The organism is Micromonospora sp. NPDC002411 (genome assembly GCF_053592955.1).
The window spans coordinates 1-26,187 of record NZ_JBSFBM010000022.1; the positions used below are offsets into that span (position 1 = coordinate 1).

The following is a 26,187-nucleotide window of genomic DNA, read 5'->3' on the forward strand; positions in this document are numbered from 1 at the left end:
ACCGGGTCCAGGTGGCCCTGCTCGTCCACGACGCCGGCATCGTCTGACGCAGCCGCATGGTCGACTCGGCTTCGTTGAAGTCGCGGCGGTGGCACTCGGGGACAGCTTCATCAGCGGCGAGGGCGCCGGGGCGTACACCCCGGTTGTCGACGCCAACGGGGTCACGCAAGGCTTCCCCGGCTGGACGGCGGCGAACAACAACGCGTTCTTCTGCCACCGCTCGGCGAACGCCTCGCTCAACCAGGCCAACCTGCCGGGCATCCAGAACCGGTTCAACCTGGCCTGCTCCGGTGGCCAGCCACACGACATCGCCACCGCGTCGCAGGCACGCACCAACGGTCGTACCGTGGCCGCGCAGCTGGACCAGCTCCGCGCCGTCGCGCAGACCCAGGACATCGACCTGGTGCTGATCGGCCTGGGCTCCAACAACAGCTCGTTCACGTTCGGCAGCGTCGCGGAGAAGTGCGCCAACCGCTTCATCGCCGACGCGTGGACCGGCTGGTGGGAGTTCTGGGCGTACCTGAACGGCCCGGTGGAGCAGAAGCCGTGCAGCGACGCCGACCTGGCCACCGCCGCGCAGCTCAGCGCCGCGACCGCGGAGACCACCGCCGCCGTCCGCCAGGTGCTGACCACGTTGGACCAGATCGACGCGGACGGGCAGCACCGGGTGGTGTTCCAGGACTACACGAACCCGCTGCCGCTGGACCTGAACCCGCAGTTCCACGAGGAGGACAGCCGCGACGACACCCGGGACAAGTTCCGTGACCTGGGCGCCGAGCGGTACGCGGCCGGCTGCCCGATCCACCGGGCCAGCCTCGCCCCCGGCCACCGCTTCTCGCAGGGCCTGGGCACCATCGTGAAGTCCACCCGGGACACTCTGGCCGCCGAGTTCCCGGCCGACGACCTGGTGTACCTGAACGTGCAGCAGGCCTTCAACGGCGCCCGGCTGTGTGAGCAGACCAGCAGCCCGTCGGGCGCGCTGGCGACTCCGATCCGGCTCCAGGACGGCGCGACCGGCACCTTCGTCACCAGCCTCGCCGGCAAGGACAAGATCGCCATCCAGCGGATCGCCAACACCTGCGTGAGCTACTTCCAGACCTGCCAGGAGTCGTGGCACCCGAACGCCACCGGGCACCAGGTGCTCGGTCAGTGCCTGAGCGGCGCCGCCACCACCAGCGCCCGGTCGGTGGCCTGCGTACGCGCCGGCAACGGGACGATCTCCGTCTCCTGAGCCGGCTCGCCATCGGCGAGGGCTCCGCCGCCAGGCGGGGCCCTCCGTCGCGTCCGACCGCCGAGGGCTACCCGCCGGTAACGTCGGGCCGTAAGCTGGGCCGATGAACGGGGACTCGGAGTACGCGCAGGAGTTCGTCGACGTCGACGGTGGCCGGCTGGGTGTGCAGGTCTATCCGGAGCCGACCGGCACGACGGACGCGCCGGTGGTGCTGATCTGGCCCGCCATGGGGGTCCGCGCCCGCTACTACCGACCCTTCGCCGCCGAACTGCGCGCCGCCGGGCTGGCCGTGGTCGTCGCCGACCTGCGTGGCACCGGCACGAGCACCCCCGCGCCGAGCCGGGCCGACCGGTACGGCTACTCGGAGCTGGCCGGCGACGTCGACGCCGTCCTGGCGGCGCTCAAGCCACGACTGGACGGGCGCCGCCGGCTGCTGGTCGGGCACTCCCTCGGCGGGCAGGCCGCGCTGCTGCATCTCGCCCTGCACGGCGGCGACGAGGTGGACGGATTGGCGTTGATCGCGGTCGGCATCCCGTACTGGCGGAGCTACCCGGGACCGCGGGGCCTCGGCGTGCTGCCGTACACCCAGGGGATCGCCGCCACCGCGGCGCTGCTGGGGGTCTGGCCGGGTTGGGGCTTCGGCGGCCGGCAGGCACGCGGCGTCATCCGCGACTGGGCCCACACCGCGCGGACCGGCCGATTCCCGCGCCTCGACGGTACGGACACCGAGGCGGCGGTACGCGCGGTGCGGACTCCGGTGCTCGCCGTCAGCGTGGACGACGACCAGTTCACCCCGCACGAGACCATGGACTACCTCTGCGCGAAGCTCACCGGCGCTCCGGTGACCCGGGAGCGCTACACAGTGGAGCGGGCCGGCGCGCCACTGGACCACTTCACCTGGGTCCGGGCCAGCGCGTCGCTGGCGCGGCGGATCGCCGAGTTCGTCGGCGACCTACCGCCCCGCTGAGACGTGCCGGCCGGTCGCCGTGCGACGACTCGGCCGGGCGACTCACTCGTCCTGGTCCAGCGGCACCAGCTCGTCGTCGCGCTCCACCTGGATCGCGGCGTGGTCCTTTCGCGGCGCGACCTCCGCGGTGTTCCGGTGCGGGTCGTTGTCGGGGTGCATGAGCACGGCGTCCGTTTTGGGGGTCTTCTCCCGGCTCTCGTCCGGCTGCGACATCGCGTTCCCCTCTCGTCGGCGTCGCTTGCGGAGGTACCCGCCATCGCGCGAAGGACTCCTGCTGACGGCGAGGCGACCCACCGACGCCCGCAACGTCCCCCACCTGCCGGTACGGCGTGGATCGGCCCGCGCGGGGCGGGGTTAGCCGGCCGAGCGGCGGGTAAGCCGCACCGCCCGACACGGCGGAAGGGGATCACATGTCCGAACGGCACACCGCACTGCGTTCGATGCACGATCTGGGCCTGGCGGCCTGGTTTGGCGGCTCCCTCATGGGTGCCTTCGGCGTCAACGGAGCAGCGGCGAAGATCAGCGACTCGACTCAGCGACTCCCGGTCGCGTCGGCGGGTTGGTCCAAGTGGACCCCGGTCAACGCGGCGGCGATCGGCGCCCACCTGGCCGGCGCGGTCGGCGAACTGGTGACGGAGAGCCCACGGGTGGCGGCACAGTCCGGCGTCGCCCGGGCCAGCGTCATCAAGACCGCGTTGACGATCGGCGCGCTGGCGGTCACCGGCTACAGCCGACTGGTCGGCATGCGGTTGGAGAAGGCTGGTGGCCCGTCGGTGAGCGGCGCGACCGAGCCGAACCACCAGACGCCGGCAAGCGTGGCCTCCTCGCAGCGACAGATGAAGCTGCTCCAGTGGGCCATTCCGGCGTTGACCGGGACCCTGGTGGTGGTCACCGCGTACATGGGCGAGCAACAGAAGCCGGGGCAGGTGTTCCGGGGGATGCTCGGCCGGGCCGGTGGGATGAGGGGCGCCTCGAAGACCATGATCAAGATGGCCGGGATGAGCAACGGCAAACGGCCGATGGCGATGGCCGGCCGCTGAGCGTCGGGCCGGTGGGCGTCCCGCCGCCACCTCGACGGCGGGGCACTCTCCGGCCCTACGCGGGCTCGTCGGCGTGACGACGATCGCCCGCGGCGACGCGGACGCGCAGGACGGCACAGCGTCCCGTCGGTTCGCCGCTACCGGCGGACCCGCAGGGACGGCACATCGTCCGCCGACGGCGGCGGACCGACGAGCGGGGTGGCCATGGCGGCGGACAGGGGACGCAGCGGCGACAACGACCGGCTGGAGCCGGAGGCGGTGAAGCCGTGGGGCACCGGTGACGGTTTCGACGCCGACGCGCCCTGGGGCACCGACGAGGACTCGCCGATGGACGAGGGCAGCGAGGAGACCGCGGTGCCCGAGGGACGGCGCGGGGAACGACGCGCGGGCGCACCGGCGGGCCGGCGCGACCCGGCCGGACGGCACGGCTTCGGCTCGGTGGAACCAACCCGTACACCGATGGCCGGACCGGGCGCCCCACCCGACCCGGCGCCCAGCGGACGGACCTTCCCGGACGACGCCGACATCGGCGAGTCGACGCAGGACGCGTTGCGCACCCGGGGCCGGCGCTCCTGAGCCGAGTGCCAGAGGCCCTCAGCCGGTGGCCGACGTGGCCCGCGCCCGGTCGTCGATCATCGTCTCGGTGAGCAGTTGCGCCAGCCGGGTGGCGTCGCGTTGTGCCTGCCCGGCGCAGCAGTTGTTGAACAGCACGTGCAGGTCGTCCGCCTCGGAGGCCAACTCGGCCAGCAGCCCGGCCCAGTGCGCAAGCTCGTCCTCGGCGTACGCGTACCGGAACTTCTCCTGCTTGTCACCACCGCCCCAGGCCTCGCTGTGGCCGTGGAACCGGACGATCGCCGGCTGCGCCGTGGTGGTCAGGATCGGCGGCACCGACGACGGGTGCCCCTGCGGCATGTCCACGCAGACCAGGGACAGGTCGTGTTCGCGCAGCAGGTCCAGAGTGTCCGGTGCCGCCGGGCCGTCGAACCAGGACCGGTGCCGCAGCTCCACGCCGACCCGCCACGGCCGGCAGCGCTGCGCCAGCTCCACGATCCGACGCTCGGCGGCGGCGCTGCGCACCAGCCACGGCGGGAACTGCATCATCACCGCGCCGAGCTTGCCGGCCGCCGCGATCGGGTCGAGGGCCGCGCGGAAACGGGCCCACAGCTCGTCGTACGCCTGCGGCGGCAGGTCTCGTCGACGGATCCGGCTCGGGCCGGCGGCCGGGCGTAGGTCCCGGGGCAGCGCGGCGACCGGCGTCGGGTGCCCGGTGAAGAGGCTGAAGGCCTTGACGTCGAACGTGAAGTCGTCCGGGGTGGCGTCGACCCAACCGTGCGTGGTCTCGGGTACCGGGACCGCGTAGTAGGACGTGTCCACCTCGACCAGCGGGAAACGGCTGGCGTAGAAGCCCAGTCGGCGGGCCGGCGTGCTGGCCGAGCGCGGGTACCACCCGGAGCGCAGCAGAGACTGGTCCGCCCAGGACGACGTGCCCACCTTGATGACACCCATGTCATTCAGTGGACAGCCGCGGACGTGGATCGGCAACCGCTGGCGGGTGTCCGTTGGGCTGGGGTGTCACGCCCGGGAAGTGTCGGTGCCTCGTCCTACGGTGACACCGAGCGGGTTTCCGAGGTCCGACCGCACAGTGACGAGGGGTGGCGCCATGACCAGCACCGAGCAGCTCACCGGTGAGCGAGCCGACCTGCTACAGACGTTGCGCAAGCATCGGGGTTTCCTCCTGCACACGGTCAACGGGCTCACCGACGAGCAGGCGGCAGCCCGCCCCACCGCCAGCGAGCTCTGCCTCGGTGGCCTCGTCAAGCACGTGACCACCGTCGAGCACCGGTGGATGCTCTTCGCGGTGGGCGGCGCGGAGGCGATGGAGCGCGTCGAGATCGACTGGGTCGGTCAGTTCCAGATGGCGCCGGGCGAAACCCTGGCCGGGCTGGTCGAGCGCTTCCAGGAGGTGGCTGACCACACCGACGAGCTGCTCACCACCCTCGACCTGGACGCGGCGCACCCGCTGCCGCAGGCGCCCTGGTTCGAGCCGGGCGCGAGTTGGACGGTTCGGCGGGTGTTGCTGCACCTGATCGCCGAGACCTCCCAGCACGCGGGGCACGCCGACATCCTGCGGGAGTCGATCGACGGCGCCCGGACGATGGGCTGACGGGCGATCCCCCGGCCGCTCAGCGCAGGCGGGCACCGGGCCGGTGCGCCGTCGTCCGATCCCTGGCGTAGGCGTCGGAGCGACCCCAGCGGCCGGGGATGTCGAGCAGCTCCAGCCGACCGAAGCCCTCCGGCACAGCAGGGTTGACCAGCAGGTTGTCACCGGTGGGTCGCAACCCCAGCATGGTGCCCAGCAGCATCAGCAGCGCCCCGGACGACCACGCCTGCGGGCGACCGGCCGCCGGCAACTGGACGGGATACTTCGTCAGAGAACGATCGTGGCCGGCGATCATCCCCGGCACGGCCCCACCGAGGGTGTGCGCCATGTCGAAGATGCCGGCCGTGATCGTGGCCGCCTGGGCGTCGAACCGGTAGCGGCGCAACCCGGCGGCGATCAGGGCGTTGTCCGCCGGCCACACCGCGCCCAGGTGTGACCCCATCGGGTTGTACGGGCGCTGCCCGGTGGCGAAGGTACGCACCCCCCAACCGCCGAACAACCGCGACCCGACCAGGTGTTCGGCAACGGCCCCGGCGCGGTGGTCCGCGACGATCCCGCTCCACAGCAGGTGCCCGATGTTGGACGACAGCGCGTCGACCGGCTCGCCGTACGGGTCGAGCGCCAACGCGTAGTACTCCTGGTGGGGCAGCCAGAAGTCCCGGTTGAAGCGCTCCTTGAGCGCTTCGGCCTCCCGCTCCAGCCGGTCGGCGTACGCGGGGTCGCCCCAGAAGTTCCGCGCCAGCCGGGCGCCACGCCTCTTCGCGTCGTACGCGTAGCCCTGCAACTCGCAGGTGGCGCGGGGGAAGGCCGGTTGGTGACCGTGCGCATCGGTGATCGCGTCCGGGGTGTCCTTCCAACACTGGTTGACCGCGCCGCTGCACTCGTTACGGCGCTGGTAGCGCACGTAGCCGTCGCCGGTCAGGTCGCCGTACTCGTCGATCCAGTCCAGCGCCATGCGGGCCGGTTGGCGCAGCTCGTGCACCAGGTCCGCGTCACCGGACCAGCGCTCGTACTCGTCGAGCAGGATCACGAAGAGCGGGGTGGTGTCCGCAGCGCCGTAGTACAAGGCGTTCGCCCGGTCACCGAACGCGCCGGACTCGCCGTAGCGGAGGTGGGCCAGGATCTTGCCGGGCTCCTCGTCCAGGTCGTCGTCGAGCTGGGCGCCCTGGAGAAACGCCAGCATCCGCAGGGTCGCGGGGGTCAGCTCGGGAGTGAACGCCATCGTCTGCAGGCAGGTGATGATGCTGTGCCGTCCGCACAACCACATCGTCCACGGCAGACCGGCGATCGGCACCCGCTCGGGTGACGACCACGGCTTGTACCGCAGTGCCGCCAGGTCGGCCAGGGCGCCCCGGTACATCTCCTCCAACCCGTCGCGTTCGGCGACCAGCGTCGGGGCCTGCTCCGTCCAGTTCGCCAGGTCCTCGCGCATCCCGCCCCGCACGGCCCGCTGGTGCGACTCCAGGGAGGCGCGCACGTCCTGGCCGCCTTCGCCGCCCATGTTCATGGCGATATGCAGGTCGGTCTCCCACTTGCCGTCCGGGGCGACCCGGATCCGGAACGTCATTCCCTCCTCGTCCACCTCGACCGGGACCGTGCTCTGCACGGTGGTCTGGCGGACGAACCGTTGCCGCTGGTAGCGCAGCACGAGCTGGCGGTTGGCCGAGTCCGGGGTGACCTCGACGACACGCCGCCGAAGGTGGCCGATCTCGGCGATGTCGGTGAAGTCGCTGCCCATCTCCACTCGTACGGTGAACTCGGCCGGCTCTGCCGAGTGGTTGAGCACGGTGATCTTCTCGTGCATGCAATCGTGGATCGAGCGGTGCCGGATGATCGACACGTCGGCGTCGACGTAGTGGCTCGCCGCGCCCGGGACCAGAAAGAACCGGGTCTCGAAGTACGTCATGTCGTCGCGGGACAGCGCGTTGATCCGTTCGCCGTCGATCGTGAGCACCCAGTGGGACAGAAAGCGCGTGTCGTACGCGAAGAGACCGACAGGTGTGCGCGCGTCGGCCTCGATGTCGCCCTGGGCGTCGCTGTTGGCGAACACGTTGCCGGCGATGACGTGCAGCAGTTCCTGCTTCACGATCGACCCTCCCGAGCGGGCGTCACGTTCCGACCGGCCAGGGCGGCCCGACCCAGCTCCCGAGGGTGGCGGGCGCCGGCCGGCCCCGCGAAGATTCGCCGCAGCACCAGCAGCAGACGCATGTCGCCCTGCATCGTCAGCTCGTTGCGCAGCATCGCCGCGCCGGGATGCAGCTCACCGTTAACCATGCTGTCGAAGACCCAGCGGTCGGCGCGGACCACCAGGTCGGCGTCGTCATCCGAGCGGGACACCTGGACGTGCTGGTCGGAGACGCGCAGGTACCAGTGGTCGGTGCAGCCGTCGCCGCGCACGTCCAGCCGCAGCGTTCCCACTGTGGTCTCCGGCAGGTCGGGGCGCCGACCGTCGTCCAACTGCTGCAGGTACTGCTCCGCCGTCGCGCCCATCAGGTCCCCCTCCCCCACGGCTCTCCGTAGGATCGCCCGCGCCCGGGTGAGGCCGGTTCACCCGAAACGGGTGAGGCGCACCGCCTGCCAGTTTGGGCCGCTGCGAAGGGGGCAGCCACCGACTTCCGTCGAGCCAGGGAGCACTGGATGCGCGCGCTGCGGTTGCAGGACTGGAGGTCGACGCCGGAGTTGATCGAGGTCCCCGACCCGACTCCTGGGCCGGGTCAGGTGGTGGTCCGGATCGGCGGTGCCGGCGCCTGCCATTCCGACCTGCACCTGATGGAAGAGTTCGAGCCCGGAACCATGCCCTGGAATCCACCATTCACCCTCGGCCACGAGAACGCCGGCTGGGTGCACGCCCTCGGCGACGGGGTGACCGGACTGTCCGTCGGGCAACCGGTGGCTGTCTTCGGCGCGTGGGGCTGCGGCACCTGCGCCCGGTGCCGGGCCGGTGTCGACACGTACTGCGAAAACCCGTCCGGCGCGCCGGTGCCGAGCGGTGGCGGCGGGCTCGGACTGGACGGGGGCATGGCCGAGTTCGAGCTGGTCCCGGACTCGCGGCACGTCGTACCCCTGCCGGAGGGGCTGGATCCGGCGGACGCCGCGCCGCTGACCGATGCCGGGCTCACCCCGTACCACGCGATCCGCCGCTCCTGGCCGAAGTTGCCGCCCGGCAGCACGGCCGTGGTGATCGGAGTCGGCGGGCTGGGGCACGTGGGCGTACAGATCCTGAAGGCCACCACCGCCGCCCGCGTGCTCGCGGTGGACAACCGCCCCGAGGCGTTACGGCTGGCCGAGGAGTGTGGTGCCGACCGAACGGTCATCTCCGGTCCGAGCGCCGCCGAGGAGATCCGGCAGGCCACCGGCGGTCGGGGCGCCGACGTGGTGCTGGACTTCGTCGGCACCGATGCCACCCTCGCCCTGGGCGTGGCGACGGCCCGCACGGTGGGCGACCTGACCATCGTAGGTCTCGGCGGGGGCACCCTGGCGGTGTCGTTCTTCTCCGTGCCATACGAGGTGAGCATCGCGACCACCTACTGGGGTAGTCGCCCGGAACTGGTCGAGGTGCTCGACCTGGGCGCCCGTGGTCTGATCCGGCCGACGACCACTCACTTCGCGCTGGAGGACGCGCTCGACGCGTACCGGCAGATGCGCGACGGCACGCTGGAGGGCCGGGCCGTGATCGTGCCGTGAGCCGGCCGCGAGCGATCAGCCGGTTTCGAGCAGTCCGCGCAGGTAGGCGGCCTGACCCACGTGTTGCAGGTCGTCCTCGGCGACGCTGACCAGCCGGACGCCGAGGGTGACCGGCGGGTCCCACGCCTCGTCGACGACGCGGTCCAGGTCCGCCGGACGCAGGCCGGCCAGGAACTTTCGGGTACGCGACGCGACCGCCCCGTAGTAGTTGATCAACGCCTGCGCGCTCTCCGGCCGCACCGCCGCGACCTGCGCGGGCGAGTGCCCGTAGCCGGTGTCGTCGGGGTCGGCGGTGAGGCCGAACCGGCCCGCCCAGTCGCCACTCACCCAGATCTGCTCGGCGTCGAGCACCTCGGCGACGTGATGGTCCTGCACGCGGGTGAGGTGCCAGACCAGCCAGCCGATCGAGTTGTGGCCCGGTGCCGGCTCGTGTCGTAGTTGCTCCGGGCTGAGGCCGTCCACCGCAGCACGGACGAGGTCGGGCAGTCGGTCGTACGTCTCGGTCAGCAGATCACTCACGTCCACCAGGTACGCCTCCTGTTCGGTCTCCGGTCAGGTACCGCCGAGCGCGGTCGCCCAAACCTCGGCCGCTACGGTGATCGAATGGTCGCGGCGGTGGAGTTGTACCTGGACCCGGACGCCACCCGCCGGATCCGGGTGCTGTGGGACGCGCTGGAGACCGAGGGCGTGCGGAGCATGCGCTCGCTGCTGGAGCAACGTCACCGTCCGCACGTCTCACTGGCGGTGGCGCCCCGGTTCGACCCGGAACAGGTCGCCGCGGCCCTGCACGGGACGGTCGTGGCCGCTCCCCTGCGGCTCGAGTTCCAGCACGCCGGCCAATTCGTCGGTCGGGTCCTCTGGCTCGGTCCGACGCCCACCCCGGAGCTCCTGGCCCACCATCGCACGGTCCACGACCGGCTCGCCGCCGCCGGCATCCCGTTGGCCGAGCACTACCAGCCGGGCCGCTGGGTGCCGCACTGCACGCTGTCCATGCGTGTGCCGAACGCGCTGATGGCCGCCGCGGTACGCCGCTGCCTGGAGGTGTTGCCGCTGGCCGCGACAGTGGTCGGGGCGGCCCTCACCGACCACGCGCGGGGCATCGCCCATCCGCTGCCCTGACCCTCGGCGAAAATGTCCGGTTTGGCGGGCGACAGTCGGGAAACCGAAAAGAAGCGGTGGTTATGCGGCCTGACGTGGGATGGTTCGACGTAGATGCCGTCCTGCCGAGCGCGTTTCGCCCGGCCGGCGGCGCGGGGTCACGCCGCGCCGCCCACGGCGGCTTCGACGAGGAGGGGCAGTGCCTATGCAGGCTCAGCGCAGGCCACCGCGAGCGGAGCGGAGCCAGAGCCGGGACGACCGGACCGCCGGCGGTATGACCGGGGCGGCCACGCCCCTGACGATCTGGGCCGCCGCCGTCCTGCTCGGCCGGATCAGTGCCGGCGACGACGACGTCGAGGACGAACGGCACATCCTGCGCGGCATCGAGTGATCCTCACCGGGCGGCTCACAGCCAGCCACGCCGCTTGAAGATCAGATAGAGGGTGCCGCAGACCAGCAGCATCAGCAGCAGCGCGAACAGGTAGCCGAAGCGCCAGTGCAACTCCGGCATGTGGACGAAGTTCATGCCGTACACGGTGCCGATGAGCGTGGGAGCGAACAGGATCGCCGCCCAGGACGAGACCTTCTTCAGCTCCTCGTTCTGCGCGTAGCTGGCCGCCGTGAGGCTCCTCATCTCCTCGTTCTGCTGCTGCGAGACGAGTGTCGCGTTGACGGTGAGGATGTTCTGCAACAGGTGCCGGAACCCGTCCACCCGTTCCACCACCTGTGTCAGGTGGTCGGTGACGTCCCGTAGATAGCGGCGCAACTCCTCGTCCGTGTCGGCACTGCCCGCGCCGTCGGCCAGCGCGTCGAGCACCGCGAGCAGGGGTCGCGCGGCGCGCTGGAACTGGATCACCTCGCGGCTCAGGCCGTAGATGCGCCGGCTCGCGTTCGGGTCACCACCGAACACCTGGGTCTCGATCTCGTCGATGTCGTTCTCCAGCCCGGCCACGACCGGCGCGTACCCGTCGACGACCTGGTCGAGGATCGCGTACAGGACCGCCTCGGCGCCCCGGGCGAGCATCTGCGCCTCGACCTCCATGCGCCGCCGCACCGCGGCCAGGTCCGGCGCCTCACCGTGCCGGACGGTGACCACGAAGCCCGGCCCGATGAACAGGTGCAGCTCGGAGAACTCGACCTCCTCCCGGAGGTCGTCGTAGCGGGCGGCGCGCAGCACCACGAACAGGGTCTCCCCGTAGCGTTCCAGCTTGGGTCGCTGGTGGGCGTTGATCGCATCCTCGACCGCCAGGTCGTGCAGGCGGAACTCCCGCGCCAGCGAGGTGATCTGCTCGATGTCGGGCCGGTACAACCCGATCCAGGCCATCGCGCTGTCCTGCTCCTGCAGGCAGCGGTACGTCTCGGCGAGGCCGGACGGGGAGGCGAACCGGTGCCCACGGATGTAGACGGCGCTGTCCACCAGGCCACCGGCGGGCGGGGTGGGCGACTCCGAGGGCGGTGGCACGCCGACCCTGGTCTCGTACTCGTCGAGTTGGCGACCGAAGCCCCCACCCGGGCGGAAGCGACGGCCACCGACCATGCCCTGTCCCCTCCCCGGTGACGCCCGGTCCGGCACAACTCCCGCCACCCCGGGGGCCGCTGCTTCCCCCCTGTCCCGGGCCCGAAACCCGCTGTGGCGCGGGGTGGGTTCCCCGCACCGGCGGACGGGCGCCCCACCTCGGGCGGATACTCACGGTTACCAGGGGCGGGACTGACGGGGGACGCGCCGGTGGAGGTCGACAAGCGCGCGGGCCGGCTGCGGGAGTGGCTGCTGCGTGCCGGCGCCGAGGAGCCCGTGCAGCACCCGGGGCCGCACGGACGTCCACCGGAGCACCGGCACCACCCCTGGTGGAAGGTGATGTGCCTGACCGGTGTCGACTACTTCTCGACACTGGGCTACCAGCCGGGCATCGCGGCGCTCGCCGCCGGGGCGCTGTCCCCGGTGGCGACCCTGGTGCTGGTGCTGGTGACTCTGCTGGGCGCGCTGCCGGTCTACCGACGGGTGGCGGCGGAGAGTCCGCACGGCGAGGGCTCCATCGCGATGCTGGTACGCCTGCTGAGCTACTGGCCGGGCAAGTTGCTGGTGTTGGTGCTGCTCGGTTTCGCGGCCACCGACTTCATCATCACCATCACCCTCTCGGCCGCCGACGCGACCGCGCACATCGACGAGAACCCGTTCTGGCCGAGCGCGCTCAAGGGGTACGAGGTGCCGCTCACGCTACTGCTGGTGGCGCTGCTGGGCGCGGTGTTCCTCAAGGGATTCACCGAGGCCATCGGGATCGCCGTCGTCCTGGTCGCGCTCTACCTGACGCTGAACGCGGTGGTGGTGGCCGACGCGCTGTGGCGGGTGGTGACGCACCCGAGCGCGGTCGAGGACTGGACCACCGCGCTGACCACCGGCCACGGCGATCCGTGGATGGTGGTCGCCCTGTCGCTGTTGGTCTTTCCGAAGCTGGCGCTGGGTCTCTCCGGCTTCGAGACCGGGGTTGCCGTGATGCCGAGCGTGCGGGGCGATCCGCAGGATTCCGAGGCGCGACCGCTGGGCCGCATCCGTGGCGCTCGCCGGCTGCTCACCACCGCCGCCGTGATCATGAGCATCTTCCTGATCACCAGCAGCGTGACGACCACCATCCTGATCCCGCCGGAGGCGTTCCAGCCCGGCGGGCCGGCGAACGGCCGGGCGCTGGCCTACCTGGCGCACGCGCACCTCGGGGAGGTGTTCGGCACCGTCTACGACCTGTCCACCATCGGGATCCTCTGGTTCGCGGGGGCGTCGGCGATGGCCGGGCTGCTCAACCTCGTACCCCGTTATCTGCCCCGCTACGGCATGGCCCCGACCTGGGCACGGGCGGTCCGGCCACTGGTGCTGGTCTTCACGGCGGTGGCGTTCCTGATCACGGTCGTCTTCGAGGCCAGCGTGGACGCGCAGGGCGGGGCGTACGCCACCGGGGTTCTGGTGTTGATCACTTCGGCGGCGACGGCGGTGACCCTCGCTGCGGTGCGGCACCGGCAGCGCGGCCGCACGATTGCGTTCGGCACCATCGCGGTGATCTTCGTCTACACCACACTGGCGAACGTGGTGGAACGCCCCGACGGCGTCAAGATCGCGGCCTGTTTCATCGGCGGGATCATCGTGGTCTCGTTGCTCTCCCGGTTGTCCCGCGCCTTCGAGCTGCGGGTCGACCACGTCGAGCTGGACCCGGTCGCGACCCGGATGATCGACGAGCGCGACGGGCGGCGGATCCGCCTCATCGCGCACGAACCCGACGGCCGGGGCGAGGTGGAGTACCGCGCCAAGCTGGCGCAGACGATGGCGGACAACGACTTCCCCGACGACACCGACGTGCTCTTCGTCGAGGTGCACGTCTGCGACCCGTCGGACTTCGAGACCGAACTGGTGGTGACCGGCAGTCTGGTCGACGGCCGCTTCCCGGTGCTCAGCCTGACCAGCTCAGGGGTGCCCAACGCGCTCGCCGCCCTGCTGCTGGAGATCCGCGACCGGACCCGTCGACGCCCGCACATCTACTTCGAGTGGACCGAGGGCGGCCCGGGTCGCAACGTCCTGCGCTACCTGGCGTTCGGGCAGGGCGAGATCGCCTCGGTCACCCGGGAGATCCTGCGTCGTCACGAGCCCGATCCGCGCCGACGGCCCCACGTGCACGCCGGCTGACGGGAGTGCCGGCCGCCCATCTCCCCTGGTGAGCGTGGTCATAACGACTGGACGACCCACCCGTGCCTGCTGCTAGCCTCGGCGCAGGTCATGAGTGCCAGCGCGAAGCCCCGGCTCGCTGGCCGGCAACCCTCCTCCGCGGTGGGGTGCCCCGGGTGAAGACCAGGCACCGACAGGACGTCGGTGCAAGCGTGGCCTGGCACCCAGGTCAGCACAGACCCGGGAGAACCATGCGCATCCTCAGCACCACTCCACCGACCGACACCGCGGACATCCGCGCCGGTTGGCTCTCGCCGGCACTGACCCGGCGGCGGCACGTGGACATGATGCGAATGTGCAGCGCCGCGTGTCGTCGCGGCACCACGCACTAGCGCAGCCCTCCTCCCGAACCTCCCTCACCGGTACGCCCATCGGGCGCACCGCCGGCGACGCACATCAGTGCGTGCCGGGACGCGACCTTTTCGGAGACACCCGTGCGACTTCTTCCTGCCCTGACCCGTGCCACCGCCCTGGGCGCGGCCGCCGTCCTGGCCGCCACCGCGCTCACCGCCTGCGGCGGCGACAGCTCGTCCGACACCAGCGCCAACCCGTACGGCCTGGCACAGCCGGGCGTGCTGCGGGCCGGCACCCTGACCGACGCCCCGCCGAACGTGTACCTCGAGGACGGCAAGTTCACCGGCTTCGACAACGACCTGCTGACCGCCGTGGCCGGCAAGCTCGGCCTCCGGGTCGAGTTCGTCGGCACCGACTTCTCCGCGTTGCTCTCCCAGGTCAACAACCACAAGTTCGACGTCGGCAGTTCCTCGATCACCATCACCGAGGCGCGGAAGAAGACCGTCGACTTCGGCAACGGCTACGACTTCGGCTACTTCGGCCTGGACGTCCCGGCCGGCTCGCCGATCACCAGCTTCGAGCAGCTCGCCGGCAAGCGGGTCGTGGTGGTGCAGGGCACCGTGCAGGACGACTACGCCACCGGCAAGCAGCTCGACCCGGTGCGGGTGCCGGACTACAACGGCGCGATCAACCAGCTCAAGGCCGGCACCGCCGACGCGTGGATCGCGCCGGCGGAGATCGGCGAGAAGTCGGCCGCCGACAGCAACGGCAAGATCACCGTGGCGGCCAAGCAGCTCAGCCCGGCACCGACCGCGTACGCCGTCGCGAAGGGCGGCGACAAGCTGCGCGAGGCGCTGAACAAGGCTCTCGACGAGGTCATCGCGGACGGCACCTGGAACCGGTTGCAGGCCCAGTACTACCCGGGCCGACCGATCCCGGCGGATTTCAAGCCGGGCAGCGGCGCGGTGGCGGTGTCGACGGCTCCGTCCGCGTCGCCCGCCTCCTGAATACCCGGTGACGAGCGAGCAGGACGGTAGGAGAGGCGACCGATGGATCCGTTGAGCACCCTGTGGGAGACGTTCTTCGACTGGGAGGCGATGGGCGAAGCGCTGCCCGAGATGCTGACCGTCGGGTTGCCGAACACGCTGATCCTGGCGGTCTCCGCCGCCCTGCTCGGCTCGGTGCTGGGCCTGCTGCTGGCCGTCGCCGGGATCTCCCGCAGCCGGTGGTTGCGCTGGCCGGCGCGGGTGTACACCGACGTGTTCCGGGGGCTGCCGGCCGCGGCGACGATCCTGTTGATCGGCGTCGGGCTGGCACCGCTGGGCATGCAGGTCTGGGGACCGGACCCCTACCCGTTGGGGATCCTGGCGCTGTCGCTGATCGCCGCCGCGTACATCGGGGAGATCTTCCGCTCCGGCATCCAGTCGGTGGAGGCCGCCCAGTTGGAGGGGGCCCGCGCGCTCGGCTTCTCCTGGGGCGACGCGATGCGGCTGGTGATCATTCCGCAGGGCATCCGGCGGGTCCTGCCGGCCTGGGTCAACCAGCTCATCGCACTGATCAAGGACTCCAGCCTGGTCTACTTCCTCGGCCTGGTGGCCAGCCAGCGGGAGCTGTTCCGGATCGGGCAGGACTACGCGGCCACCACCGGCAACGAGTCCGCGCTGCTCCTGGCCGGCCTCTTCTATCTGGCGCTGACAGTTCCGCTGACGCACGTCGTCAACTGGATCGACAGGCGGTTGCGTCACGGCCGGCCAGCCGTCGCGCCGACCGACGAGGACGACGACCTCCCGTTGCCCGCCACTGTCCAGGGAGACCGGCGATGACCACCGACACCACCACCTCGGTCAGCCTCGACGTACGAGACGTGCACCTCGCCTTCGGGCCGAACCGGGTGCTGCGCGGCGTCGACCTCACCGTGCCGCGCGGGGGGACGGCCTGCGTGATCGGCCCGTCCGGGTCCGGCAAGTCCACCCTCCTGCGCACCATCAACAGGCTGATCGAGCCGGACCGCGGCGACGTGCTGTTGGACGGGCGCAGCGTGCTGGCCGACGACCCGGACAGCCTGCGGCAGCGGGTCGGCATGGTCTTCCAGCAGTTCAACCTGTTCCCGCACATGAGCGTGCTGCGCAACGTCACCCTCGCGCTGCGCCGACTCCGCAAGCTCGGCGAGGACGAGGCGGAGGCCGTGGCCCGGGCCCAACTGGACCTTGTGGGGTTGGCGGCCAAGGCCGACGCACGCCCGGCGCAGCTCTCCGGCGGTCAGCAGCAGCGGGTGGCGATCGCCCGGGCGCTGGCGCTACGGCCCGAGGTGATGCTCTTCGACGAGGCCACCTCGGCACTCGACCCGGAGCTGGTCAAGGGCGTGCTCGGGGTCATGGCCGACCTGTCCGCCGCGGGCATGACCATGGTGGTGGTCACCCACGAGATGGGCTTCGCCCGGCAGGTCGCCGACACCGTCGCCTTCATGGACCGGGGCGTGGTGCTGGAGGCCGGCCCGCCCGAGGCGGTCTTCGAACGGGCCGAGCATCCTCGGCTCCGCCGGTTCCTGTCCCAGGTGCTCTGAGTCGCGGCGGCACGTCGACTGTCACTCGTTGGGTCCGCGCCCCAGCAGCCGGATCTCCTCGTTGTCCAGGGCGGCCTGGAGCTCCTGAAGCACCAGATCGTCGATCTCCCGGTTGTCGCGCAGGCGGGTGACCTCCCGACGTTTGTGAGCGAGGACGCGCAGGCGCAGCCGACGTTCGAGGCGGCGCTCCTCGGCGGTGCTCCCTCCGCTCTCGTTGAGGTCCTCCAGGTGCCTCTGGTACTCGGCTCGCAGCCGATGGACCGACTCCTCCTGCGCGCCGACCTCGGCCGCCACCTGGGGCAGAGCGGCGAGGCCCGCCTCGGTGGCCCGCCGCCGGGCATGCCGGGCCTCGTCGACGCGTTCGGGGTCGCCGACCAGTCCCGCCCAGCGCACGACCAGCGGCAGGGTGGTCCCCTGGAGCAGCATGATCAGCACGATCACCAGCGCGGTGACGAAGATGATCAGGTCGCGCTCGATCACCGGTTGACCGGCGACGGTCACCGTTGGTACGGCCAGGGCGGCGGCGAGCGACACCGCGCCCCGGAACCCGGACCAGCCGGCGACGGTTCCCACCCGCCAGGCCGAGGGCCCCTGGCTCGGGTCCATGATCCGGCGACGTCGCAGCCTCGCGATCTGCGAGGTGAGGTAGACGAACAACAGCCGGGTGCCGATGACGACGAGCGTCACCACGAGCACGATCACCAGAGCGCGCTCGGGCGAGGTACTGGTGATGCCCCGCACCGCGCGGGGTATCTGCGTGCCGAGAAGGACAAACAGCCCACCGTTGATGAGGAACGTGGACAGGTCCCAGAACGCGTACGCCAGCACCCGGGACCGGGCGCGGATCACCCGTGGACCGGCGTAGGACAGCACCAGACCGGCGACCACCACCGCCAGCACACCGCTGGCGTGCACGGCGTCGGCCAGCAGGAACGCGGCGAACGGCGTGAGCACGCTCAGCGCGCCCTCCCGAAGCGGGTCGTCGAGCCGTTTGCGGACCAGCACCACGGCCGCCCCCACCAGCACACCGGCCAGTACGCCGCCGACGCTGGCGCCGACGAATTCCTCGCCGACGCCCAGCACGCCCGGGTCCGCGCTGTGGACGAGCAGACCCACGGCCACCGCGAAGACCACCAGGGCGGTGCCGTCGTTGATCAGACTCTCGGCGTGCAGGGTGGTGAGCAGCTTTCGGGGCAGCCGTTTCGCGAGCCCGGTGACCGCCGCGGCGTCGGTCGGGGCGAGGACGGCGCCGAGCACCCAGGCGGCGGCGGGGTTCACCCCGAACGCCTGCGCGGTGAACGACACGGTGACCATGGTGAGGACCACCAGCACCACGGCGAGCGACCCGATCACCGGGAGGTTGGCCCGGATCTCGCGCAGACTGATGGTGAGGCTCTCCCGGTACAGGATCGCCGGTAGGAAGATCAGCAGCACCAGGTCGGGTTCCAGGGTCACCTCGGACAGCGGGGGCGTCAGGCCGAGCAGCACCCCGAACGCGATGAGCAGGACCGGCGGGGCCACCCGGTACCGTCCGCCGAGCGTGGTGCCGATCAGGACGGTGACGCCCAGCACCACGATCATGACGAGCGCCTGCACGGCGTACCCCCTCGATCGTCGCCGGCGGCGGACGCGCCGGTCATCCCATCTGACCGCACCCACCGACGGGTTCCGAGGAAAATCGGCAAGTCGCCGTGGACGGCGAACGGCGATCAGCGGGCAGGGGTGGTGGTCCGGGCCCGGTCGCTGACCGCGCGGGCGACCCGGCGATGCGCAGCCGATTCCTCCTCGCGGCCCAGTGCGCCGGCCAGGGCGGCGAGGTGCCCGGCCACCGGGCCGACGGTGAGCACTCCGCTGCCGGCAGCCAGTTCCTCCGCCGCCGGCAACAGTTCGGCGTGGACCCGTTCCATCGTGGCCCGGTCACCGAGGGCACGCGCCGCCCGACCGACGAGGCAGAGGCGCACCTCCCTCAGAAGATCGTGCGGCCCTTCCGGAAGTGCCCGCACGGCCGCTGCCGCAGCGTCCCGGTCGCCGTCGGCGAGCAGCAGCAACGGCCGGACCCACGGCTCGTGCGGCCCCCAGTCCGTACCCGCCCAGCCCAGGCCGGGAAGCGGCTGGTCGAGACCGTCGGTCCCGTCGTCGACGGATTCGGCCAGCCGCAGGCCGAGCAGCGCGAGCGGGAGCAGCCCACGGGTCAGGCCCGGCATACCGTCCGCGGGCAGGTGGCGGGCCGCCGCGTGGAAGGCGTCCGCCGCCGAGGCCGCCTCGCCGTCGAGAGCCAGGCGCAGAGCGGCGAACCACCTGGTGAACACCGCGACCAACGGCAGCTCGTACCGCTCGGCGAGGCGGTCGGCGGCACGGGCGTGCTCGTCGGCTGCGGGCCGGTTGGCCAGCGCGCAGTACGCCTGGACCAGCACGAGGTGGCCGAGCACCTCGAAGGTCACCAACTGGTGCCGAGCGGCCAGGTCGACCAATTCGCGACCGATGCGGGCCCGGTCACCGGCCAGGCCGACGCGCTGGAAGGTGTGCATGAAGCGGGCGTTGAGCGCGAAGGCCAGCAACCCGGGGTCGCCGACCGTTCGGGCGAGGGTCTCGGCCTCGTACGCCGCCCGGCGACCACTGTCGGTGGTGGTGCCGCGCAGCTCCAGCGCAAGGGTGCTCAGGAGTCGGCTGCGCCGCGCCGAGCCGGTCGGGCCGAGAGCGCTCAAGGCCTGCTCGGCGGCTCGGACGATGTGCCCGGAGAGCCTGTCGTCGTCGTTGCGCGTCCAGATGGCGGGTACGTCGAAGCCGGCCAGCACCTCCTCGATCAGCAGCGGATCACCGACCGACTCGGCGGCGGCGATCGCCTCGGCACGTCGCCCTCTCGCCTCGGAAAGCCGCCCGGTCACGGCCAACGCGCGCCCCAGACCGAGCAGTGCGGTCAACCGCTCACGCTGCTCGACGCCGCCAGCCCGGTCGTACGCCTCGATCACCTGCCGCCACAGGCGGGCCGCCTCGTGCGGGTTGCCGCCACGTTCGGCCTGCTCGGCAGCCGTGCGGGCGTACGCCCCGGCGCGACCGGCAGCCACCCGTCCACCGGCGCTGAGCAGGTGGTGCGCGATCGCGGCGGGCTCGACCGGATCTCGTTGTCGCAGCGCTTCGGCGATCGTCGCGTGCCAGGCGGCACGACGCGGTGTGGACAGGTCGGCGTAGAGCGTGTCGCGGACCAGGATGTGGGTGAAGCGCAGCTGACCGTCGGGCTCCCGCTCGGCGAGGAAACCGGCCTGCAGGGCGCGGTCGACGGCGTCCAGCACGACTGCGTGGTCGCCCGCGAGGGAGGTGAGGATCTCCAGGTCGAGGTCCCGGCCGAGCACGGCGGCCTGCCGCAGCACGGTGCGCGTCGGCGTGGGTAGCTGCGCCAGCCGGTGCCGGATCACGTCGCGCACCCCGGGCGGCACCGAGGCCAGTGCGGTCTCCCCCTCGCTCGCGTACAGCTGGGCCAGCTCGCGGACGAAGAACGGGTTGCCTCCGCTGCGGTCGTGGATCAACTGGGCGGTGCTCGGGGCGAGTGCCGCGCCGACGACGGCGCGGGCCAACTCACCCGTCGCCGACGCGGAGAGGCCGGCCAGGTACTCCCGGGTCGGTTCCAGCCCGGCGACGCGGGCCAGCGCGGCGGTCAGCTCCGGACTGATCTCGGTGGCCCGGTAGGTGCCGAGAACGAGCACCGGCCCGGTGGCCGGGTGTGGACCGGTGAGCAGGGCGGTCAGTAGGTCCAGGGTGTCACCGTCGGCGCGGTGCAGGTCGTCGAGGACCACGAGCAGCGGCCCCCGATCGGCGACCGCCGCGATCAACGACGCCACCGCCCGGTGCCGACGGAATCGCCCACCGGCGGGGTCGCCCGGTTCGTCGGTCGGACCGGGGGCCTCCACCAGTCCGGTGAGCGCGTCGGTGACCTGGGTCCACGGCCAGGCCGGCGGGGCTCCCTCGTACTCCGGGCTGCGTCCCCACGTCGTGGTCCAGCCCTCGTCGGCGAGCTGCCGGGCCACCGTCTCGGCCATCGCGGTCTTTCCGGCACCCGGGTCGCCGCCGAGGAGCGCGAGGGTGGGCGTGCGGCGTCGGCGCGTGGCGTCGGCGGCGTGCCGTAGGCGGTCCAGCTCCACTGCCCGGCCGACGAACGGACGCCGCCGCGCCGGCCCCGGTGCTGCGGGCTCCCGGTGGCGGGGAGTGGCAGCGTCATCGAGGACCGGGGTGAGATGCGGCGCCTGGGCCAGGACGTCGGCTTCCAGCCTCTGCAACTCGGGCCCGGGGTTCACTCCCAGTTGCGTCACCAGGACGTCGCGCGCCTCGCGAAGCGCAGCGAGGGCGTCCCCCTGCCGACCGGCGCGGTACCGGGCCACCGCGAGCAACCGCCAGGCGTCCTCCCGCAGCGGATGGCTGGCCAGGTGAGCCGGCAGGTCGGCGGCGGCTTCGTCCGGCCGGCCCAGTGCCAGCAGCGCCTCCGCCCGCCGCTCGACGGCCAGCATGCGCAACTCGTCCAGGCGGTTGATCTCCGCCGCCGCCCAGATCTCGTTAGCGCAGTCCGCGTACGCGGGGCCCCGCCAGAGCCGGAGTGCCTCGTCCAGGGCGGTCAGGGCCTGCGCGGGACGTCCCGCCGCGAGAAGTGGACCCGCCTCGCCGACGGCTGCCTCGAACCGGCCGGCGTCCACCGCGTCGGGGGCGACCCGCAGCACGTACCCCGGTGGCTCGGTGACCAGGATCCGGGGCGGCTGTCGGGGTGGCCGGTCGGGCTCCAGTGCCCGGCGCAGGTCGGCGACGAAGGTCCGGATCGCGCCCACCGCGCCGTCCGGCGCGTCCTCCCACAGGTCGTCGACCAGGCGCCGCACCGGCACCACCCGCCCGTGGGCGATCAACAGCCGGGCCAGCACCAGGCGCTGCCGGTGCCCGCGCAGCGGTGCCGGGCCACGCTCGGTGACGGCGGTCACCGGCCCGAGGACGCCGAAGGTCACCGCGTCCGGTGCGGTCGGCTGCCTGGTCATGGCACCAATCTAGGCGAGGGCCCGGCCGGCGCTGATCCGACGCTGACCGCTTGCTGATCAGTGCGGAGAAGGCTCGACGACGTACGACGACGTGGGGCCACCGCCCCCGCCGGCACTGCTCACCAGAGAGGTTCTCCCGTGGACCCCAGGATCAACGGATTCGACTACCGGCGCGTGACCGTCGCCGACGGTGTGACGCTCAACGTCGCCGTCGGCGGATCCGGACCCGCTGTCGTGCTGCTGCACGGTTTCCCGCAGACCCACCTCATGTGGCGGCACGTCGCGGCCGACCTGGCCGCCGACCACACCGTCATCTGCCCCGACCTGCGCGGCTACGGGGACAGCGACAAGCCCGTCGACACCGACGGCACCGGGTACGCCAAGCGGACCATGGCCGCCGACGTCGTGGCGCTGGCCGGCGCGCTCGGTCACGAACGGTTCGCGCTGGCCGGCCACGACCGGGGTGCGCTGGTCGCCTTCCGCGCCGGCCTGGACCACCCGACGGCGATCAGCCGGCTGGCGTTGCTCGACGTGGTGCCCACCCTGGACATGTGGGAGGTGCTGCACGGCACCTCGGCGGCGGTCGCGTTCCACCTGTACCTCATGGCGCAGCCACCCGGACTGCCCGAGGAGTTGATCGGTGGGAGCCCGGACGCTTTCTTCGGCCACTTCCTGGACGTCTGGACGCGTGACCCGGAGGCCCTGCCGGCGGACGTGCGGGCGGCCTACCTGCGTGCGTCCCGTGACGCGGTCACCTCGATCATCGCCGACTATCGGGCGTCGGCCGGCATCGACGTGGCCCACGACAGCGCCGACCGGGCGGCCGGCAATCAGCTACGCATGCCGGTGACGGTGCTCCAGCAGGACTGGGGGGCCGCGCTGGGCTATGACGCGGCCAGGGTGTGGCGGGCCTGGGCGCCCGACCTGGAGCACCGGACGGTCACCTCTGGGCACTTCATGGCGGAGGAGGCACCGGCCGAGGTGGTCCGGGCGCTGCGGGCCCTGCTCGACCGCTGACCGAGCGGAGGCCCGACCGCACCGCCGTCACGCTCGGTAAAATATGTGACACTCCTGGTCACCGAGCTGGCGGTGCGGTCGACCCGCCGCGCTCCGTCCGGCCCGGTGTGCCGAAAACGGGCCTTACCCGGCTCTGACCTGCGGTAATGCGACGTGACACGCAGTGGACGACAACCGGGCATCGGTGATACACAAGCAATTACCGGCAGCCAACGACGTCGAGTCGCTCCATCTTCTCGCCTTACGACCGTCCATCCGCACCGCAACCGGCGTCGGCATGCCGCTCCAGAGTCGCGAGCGGACGGCACCGGCCCGCTGGGGCCGCTGCGGAAGGCCGTTCCTCGACCAAGGAGTTGCCGTGGGAACCCTCCGTATCCGATCCCGACACCAACCGTACGAGATCGCTGTCCTGATCGCGGCACCCGTGTGTGGCGTTCTGATGATGACCCTCGACGTCCGGCCGACCTCTGTGCAGACGGCCATGCCCGGGCCCATCCAGGTCGCCTGGGAGCTGGGGCTGATCGCGGTGGGTGTGGGCGGGTTGCTGGGCATCCTGTGGCCCGGCCGGCTCTCCACCGGGCTCGGCCTCGAACTCGCGTCGGTCCTGGTGCTGGGCACGATCACCGGCATGTACGCGGTGGCCCTGGTGGCCATATCGGGTCGACAATCCCTCGTCGCGACGTCGTTCGTCATGGCGGTGACGCTCGGGTCGCTCTGGCGGGCCGCGCAGATCGCCGTCGACCTGCGCCGCCTGGCCCGGGCTTGCGAGGTTGTGAGTTACGAACCCCTGCAGGTAGGTGTCACGTGATGACCTCCCCGGCGCCGGCCGCACCGCACTGGGTGCAGATGGCGCTCAGTGTGCTCGGCATCCTCGGTGGCAGCACCGGCCTCGCCGCGATCGCCACAGTGATGGTGCAGCGCGGCAAGTTCAAGGCCGACGCCGCCGACACCCTCACCGAGGCCGCTCTCACCCTGGTGCAGCCGTTGCAGACGCGGATCACCCAGTTGGAGGGCGAGGCGCTCACCGCACGATCCGAGCTGGGCGTGCTCCGCGAGCAGGTCAACCAGTTGCAGTTCGTGGTCCGGGTACTCACCCGGACGTTGGACCGCTGGCGGGCCGCTATCCGTGCCCCAGACGCCACCCTGCGGAAGGTCCGCGCGATGGTGGCGGAGACCGACCGTTCGCCCGAGGATCCCTGAGCCGCATCGAGTCCGCGCACTGCCGCCCGTGGTCTGGAGGCCTCAGCCAGAACGACGGAGGCGGCCCACGAGCTCGCTCACCGCCGCCCGGAACTCGGGGTCGGACTCGCCCGGGTGGTGACCCCGCATCGGCGGCGGACGGCGCTCCCCCAGCGCTGGCAGCAGGTCCGACGGATCCCGCAACCGCCGGTCGACCCGGCCGGCCGGATCGGTCGGGTCCGGAGGTGGATCACCGGGCCGGTGGGCGGCGAAGATCCAGCCACCGATGGGGTCGGTGTCCCGCCACAGGTTGAGCCATCGCCACTCGACCCGCTCCCCGACCTGCCGCAGCACCTCCTCGTTCAGGTAGGCGGGGAAGATCCGGGCGTACAGGCGGTCCAGCGGCGATCCGTAGGTGAGCAGCGCGACCCGCGCACGGACGCGCGGAGGCAGCCGCAGCACAGCGAGAGCGAGCAACGCGGACCCGTGGCTGTGCCCACAGAGCAGCACCCCGTCGTGCCGCTCGGTCAGTTGGGTGATCCGGTGCGCCAGCTCCGGTACCGCCCGGTCGGCGTAGCTCGGAGGCGCGAACGGGTGCGCGGCCCGGGGCCAGAAGGTGCCCAGGTCCCACAGGATGCCGACGTGCCGGCGGAACCACGGCGTCCGGTAGGCGAACACCCCACCCAGGAGCAGGGCGATCACCGCCGCCGCCGCGAAGTAGCTACCCAGGGCAAGCCCCATGCCGACCACTCCGACCGGAAGCCCGAGAAACCGCGTCGCCAGTTCGTCGGGTGTCAGGTCGAACAGCCGCAACAGGCCTGCGGCCAGTCCGATAAGCGTGAGCGTCGCCCACGCGACGGCGAGCAGTCCCACCCACTCGACGAACCGCGCGCGGGCGACCGCCTTCGTCACCTGACGCAGCCGCCCGACGCCCTCCGGTGTCACCGTCGAGAAGTCGCGGGCCGTGACCGCTGCGGCAGCGCGGCGACGGCGTCGCCGAGTCGTCAGGGTCAACGCGACGCACACCAGGACACCGACGGTGACGTGCAGGAAGAACGCCAGGAGCGTCCACTGGTACGGCACCGGCGGCCCGCCGTCGCCGCGGTAGCCGTCCAGCAGGTTCCCGCTCTGGTAGACGAGGTTGGCGGAGAACGCTCCGGCGAGGCCGACCGCGAAGGCCGCGACCACCGCCGAGCCCAACCCCCGCGACAACGCACGGCGACGGTCCCCACGGCCGTGGTGCCACAGCACCAGCGCACTCAGCGACACCAGCAGGATCATCTCTCCGAGCAGCGCCCAGGTCGCGATGGTGTCGTAGCCGGGCAGGGCGGCCGCCGAGGGCCAGGCCCGCTCGTCCAGGACGATGGCGGCGAGGGTGGCCGCGGTCAGGCCGACGGCCACCGCGCGTAGCGTCTCGGCGGTCCGGGTGACCATCCACGTCATTGCCGCCCGATCGAGCAGGCCGGGCACGACGAGCAGTCCGGCGCAGCCGAGCAGCACCGCGAGGCTGAGCGTCAGCAGCAGGGCGGTCACGGCAGTCGCGCCGCCTGATACTCGGGCGGCGAGCAGTATCAGATCGAGCATGGCGAGCGCGGCGGCCACGTGGATCGCCCGCAACCGACCCACCAGCGGCTCGACGGCCCACAGGGGTTTGCCGGCCGGGCGGGGCCGTCGGGTGCCGAGCAACCGGAGGAACGCGACGGCGGCGATCGGCAGGAGCGACAGGACTGCCAGCCGCAACCCGACCTGACGCCCGTCGAGCCCGCCCACCGCGTCGAACGGGCCCCTGCAGCGCGTCGCGCCGAGACACCGCCAGGCGAGCAGGTCGAGGGCGACTCCGGCGGTGGACACCACGTACAGCACTGTGAGGTCAAGCGCGAGGAGCCGGCACAGCATGGTGACCCAGGCGCCGCTGCGGCGGGCCGTGGGCCGCATCCACACCGCCAGGTTGCTGAGCATGAACGGCAGCAGGAGGACCAGGGAGAGGGTCCGGGCCACGGTGCCCGAGGGCAGATCACCCCAGCGGTACGCCTCGAGCGTCACCCCGTCCGGGCCGCCGCCGTCGGACCGTTCGGCGCGGTGGAAGCCCCCGCTGTCGTCGCCGGCGACCTGCCGGGCCGGCCCCTGACCGAGAATGATTCCGGGCTCCGCCCCGGACACACCGTGCACCCGCAACTCCACCACGTCGCGCACACGCGGTGGGTCGCCGTGCTGCCCTGTTTCCTCTGCCATCGC

Annotated in this window: 24 protein-coding genes, 1 pseudogene and 1 riboswitch; of the genes and pseudogenes, 16 read left to right on the forward strand and 9 right to left on the reverse strand. The window is 71.9% G+C overall.

The features are described 5' to 3' along the window. Window positions 1-43: 43 nt before the first annotated feature. Both ACWCO3_RS05070 and ACWCO3_RS05075 read left to right on the forward strand, forming a co-directional pair. The gene (locus tag ACWCO3_RS05070; RefSeq protein WP_450008609.1) at window positions 44-1,231 is read left to right on the forward strand and encodes a hypothetical protein; all 1,188 of its coding nucleotides are present in this window, start codon (window positions 44-46) and stop codon (window positions 1,229-1,231) included. Window positions 1,232-1,334: 103 nt separating this feature from the next. After that, window positions 1,335-2,198 carry an alpha/beta hydrolase family protein gene (locus ACWCO3_RS05075; RefSeq protein WP_358163059.1) on the forward strand — a complete coding sequence of 288 codons (864 nt, stop codon included), beginning with the start codon at window positions 1,335-1,337 and terminating at the stop codon, window positions 2,196-2,198. Between the two features lie 42 nt (window positions 2,199-2,240). On the opposite strand, the gene ACWCO3_RS05080 is transcribed toward ACWCO3_RS05075, so the two are convergent. After that, entirely contained in the window at window positions 2,241-2,411 is a 171-nt protein-coding gene (locus tag ACWCO3_RS05080) for a hypothetical protein (protein WP_167524891.1), read from the reverse strand. 197 nt (window positions 2,412-2,608) lie between these two features. Between ACWCO3_RS05080 and ACWCO3_RS05085 the strand changes: the two genes are divergently transcribed. Beyond that, complete coding sequence (locus ACWCO3_RS05085) at window positions 2,609-3,238, forward strand: hypothetical protein (RefSeq protein ID WP_145784333.1); 630 nt, start codon at window positions 2,609-2,611, stop codon at window positions 3,236-3,238. A 204-nt stretch (window positions 3,239-3,442) separates the two neighbouring features. Beyond that, a complete protein-coding gene (locus ACWCO3_RS05090) occupies window positions 3,443-3,814 on the forward strand; it encodes a hypothetical protein (protein ID WP_145784335.1) in 372 nt (123 codons plus the stop codon). A gap of 18 nt (window positions 3,815-3,832) precedes the next feature. Here the strand turns inward: ACWCO3_RS05090 and ACWCO3_RS05095 are convergent, their stop codons facing one another. Next, complete coding sequence (locus ACWCO3_RS05095; RefSeq protein WP_357932132.1) at window positions 3,833-4,744, reverse strand: DUF72 domain-containing protein; 912 nt, start codon at window positions 4,742-4,744, stop codon at window positions 3,833-3,835. Between the two features lie 154 nt (window positions 4,745-4,898). Between ACWCO3_RS05095 and ACWCO3_RS05100 the strand changes: the two genes are divergently transcribed. Further along, complete coding sequence (locus ACWCO3_RS05100; protein WP_357932129.1) at window positions 4,899-5,402, forward strand: DinB family protein; 504 nt, start codon at window positions 4,899-4,901, stop codon at window positions 5,400-5,402. 29 nt (window positions 5,403-5,431) lie between these two features. Here the strand turns inward: ACWCO3_RS05100 and ACWCO3_RS05105 are convergent. Both ACWCO3_RS05105 and ACWCO3_RS05110 read right to left on the reverse strand, forming a co-directional pair. Continuing rightward, a pseudogene (locus ACWCO3_RS05105) lies at window positions 5,432-7,485 on the reverse strand (amylo-alpha-1,6-glucosidase); the annotation flags it as partial. After that, on the reverse strand, window positions 7,482-7,889 hold the full coding sequence (locus tag ACWCO3_RS05110) for an SCP2 sterol-binding domain-containing protein (protein ID WP_145785778.1): 408 nt from the start codon (window positions 7,887-7,889) through the stop codon (window positions 7,482-7,484). The gene ACWCO3_RS05110 and the pseudogene ACWCO3_RS05105, both read right to left, overlap by 4 nt. Window positions 7,890-8,036: 147 nt before the next feature. On the opposite strand from ACWCO3_RS05110, the gene ACWCO3_RS05115 reads away from it, so the two are divergent. Beyond that, a complete protein-coding gene (locus tag ACWCO3_RS05115; RefSeq protein ID WP_357932123.1) occupies window positions 8,037-9,083 on the forward strand; it encodes an NAD(P)-dependent alcohol dehydrogenase in 1,047 nt (348 codons plus the stop codon). A gap of 15 nt (window positions 9,084-9,098) precedes the next feature. Here ACWCO3_RS05115 and ACWCO3_RS05120 read toward each other — a convergent pair whose 3' ends face one another. After that, window positions 9,099-9,608: a mycothiol transferase gene (locus ACWCO3_RS05120; protein ID WP_145784345.1), complete on the reverse strand. Its 510-nt coding sequence runs from the start codon at window positions 9,606-9,608 to the stop codon at window positions 9,099-9,101. 78 nt (window positions 9,609-9,686) lie between these two features. Here ACWCO3_RS05120 and ACWCO3_RS05125 point away from each other — a divergent pair, with 78 nt between their 5' ends. Further along, entirely contained in the window at window positions 9,687-10,202 is a 516-nt protein-coding gene (locus ACWCO3_RS05125; protein ID WP_450008586.1) for a 2'-5' RNA ligase family protein, read from the forward strand. 178 nt (window positions 10,203-10,380) lie between these two features. After that, a complete protein-coding gene (locus ACWCO3_RS05130) occupies window positions 10,381-10,572 on the forward strand; it encodes a hypothetical protein (protein WP_145784350.1) in 192 nt (63 codons plus the stop codon). Between the two features lie 15 nt (window positions 10,573-10,587). Here the strand turns inward: ACWCO3_RS05130 and corA are convergent, their stop codons facing one another. Next, entirely contained in the window at window positions 10,588-11,718 is a 1,131-nt protein-coding gene (gene corA / locus ACWCO3_RS05135) for a magnesium/cobalt transporter CorA (RefSeq protein ID WP_450008589.1), read from the reverse strand. Between the two features lie 189 nt (window positions 11,719-11,907). Between corA and ACWCO3_RS05140 the strand changes: the two genes are divergently transcribed. From ACWCO3_RS05140 to ACWCO3_RS05160, 5 genes are all read left to right on the forward strand, one after another. After that, entirely contained in the window at window positions 11,908-13,848 is a 1,941-nt protein-coding gene (locus ACWCO3_RS05140; RefSeq protein WP_145784354.1) for an amino acid transporter, read from the forward strand. 86 nt (window positions 13,849-13,934) lie between these two features. Beyond that, window positions 13,935-14,046: riboswitch (SAM riboswitch) on the forward strand. A 32-nt stretch (window positions 14,047-14,078) separates the two neighbouring features. Continuing rightward, the gene (locus ACWCO3_RS05145) at window positions 14,079-14,219 is read left to right on the forward strand and encodes a hypothetical protein (RefSeq protein ID WP_167524892.1); all 141 of its coding nucleotides are present in this window, start codon (window positions 14,079-14,081) and stop codon (window positions 14,217-14,219) included. A gap of 102 nt (window positions 14,220-14,321) precedes the next feature. Beyond that, window positions 14,322-15,188, forward strand: a complete 867-nt coding sequence (locus ACWCO3_RS05150) for an ABC transporter substrate-binding protein (protein ID WP_145784356.1) — start codon at window positions 14,322-14,324, stop codon at window positions 15,186-15,188. 42 nt (window positions 15,189-15,230) lie between these two features. Continuing rightward, a complete protein-coding gene (locus ACWCO3_RS05155) occupies window positions 15,231-16,004 on the forward strand; it encodes an amino acid ABC transporter permease (protein WP_145784358.1) in 774 nt (257 codons plus the stop codon). Beyond that, window positions 16,001-16,744: an amino acid ABC transporter ATP-binding protein gene (locus ACWCO3_RS05160; RefSeq protein ID WP_145784360.1), complete on the forward strand. Its 744-nt coding sequence runs from the start codon at window positions 16,001-16,003 to the stop codon at window positions 16,742-16,744. Before ACWCO3_RS05155 ends, ACWCO3_RS05160 begins: the two co-directional genes overlap by 4 nt. A gap of 21 nt (window positions 16,745-16,765) precedes the next feature. Here the strand turns inward: ACWCO3_RS05160 and ACWCO3_RS05165 are convergent, their stop codons facing one another. Together ACWCO3_RS05165 and ACWCO3_RS05170 are read right to left on the reverse strand one after the other, a co-directional pair. Next, window positions 16,766-18,340 carry a Na+/H+ antiporter gene (locus ACWCO3_RS05165; RefSeq protein ID WP_357932104.1) on the reverse strand — a complete coding sequence of 525 codons (1,575 nt, stop codon included), beginning with the start codon at window positions 18,338-18,340 and terminating at the stop codon, window positions 16,766-16,768. 113 nt (window positions 18,341-18,453) lie between these two features. Further along, on the reverse strand, window positions 18,454-21,756 hold the full coding sequence (locus ACWCO3_RS05170; protein WP_450008594.1) for a BTAD domain-containing putative transcriptional regulator: 3,303 nt from the start codon (window positions 21,754-21,756) through the stop codon (window positions 18,454-18,456). 138 nt (window positions 21,757-21,894) lie between these two features. On the opposite strand from ACWCO3_RS05170, the gene ACWCO3_RS05175 reads away from it, so the two are divergent. The 3 genes from ACWCO3_RS05175 (at window position 21,895) to ACWCO3_RS05185 (ending at window position 23,973) form a co-directional block, all read left to right on the forward strand. Beyond that, window positions 21,895-22,773 carry an alpha/beta fold hydrolase gene (locus ACWCO3_RS05175; RefSeq protein ID WP_450008596.1) on the forward strand — a complete coding sequence of 293 codons (879 nt, stop codon included), beginning with the start codon at window positions 21,895-21,897 and terminating at the stop codon, window positions 22,771-22,773. A 358-nt stretch (window positions 22,774-23,131) separates the two neighbouring features. After that, window positions 23,132-23,581: a hypothetical protein gene (locus ACWCO3_RS05180; RefSeq protein WP_358163046.1), complete on the forward strand. Its 450-nt coding sequence runs from the start codon at window positions 23,132-23,134 to the stop codon at window positions 23,579-23,581. After that, the gene (locus ACWCO3_RS05185) at window positions 23,581-23,973 is read left to right on the forward strand and encodes a hypothetical protein (RefSeq protein ID WP_358163044.1); all 393 of its coding nucleotides are present in this window, start codon (window positions 23,581-23,583) and stop codon (window positions 23,971-23,973) included. The genes ACWCO3_RS05180 and ACWCO3_RS05185 overlap by 1 nt, the downstream gene beginning before the upstream one ends. 42 nt (window positions 23,974-24,015) lie before the next feature. Here ACWCO3_RS05185 and ACWCO3_RS05190 read toward each other — a convergent pair whose 3' ends face one another. Further along, window positions 24,016-26,184: a hypothetical protein gene (locus ACWCO3_RS05190; RefSeq protein ID WP_450008599.1), complete on the reverse strand. Its 2,169-nt coding sequence runs from the start codon at window positions 26,182-26,184 to the stop codon at window positions 24,016-24,018. Between the last annotated feature and the right edge of the window lie 3 nt (window positions 26,185-26,187).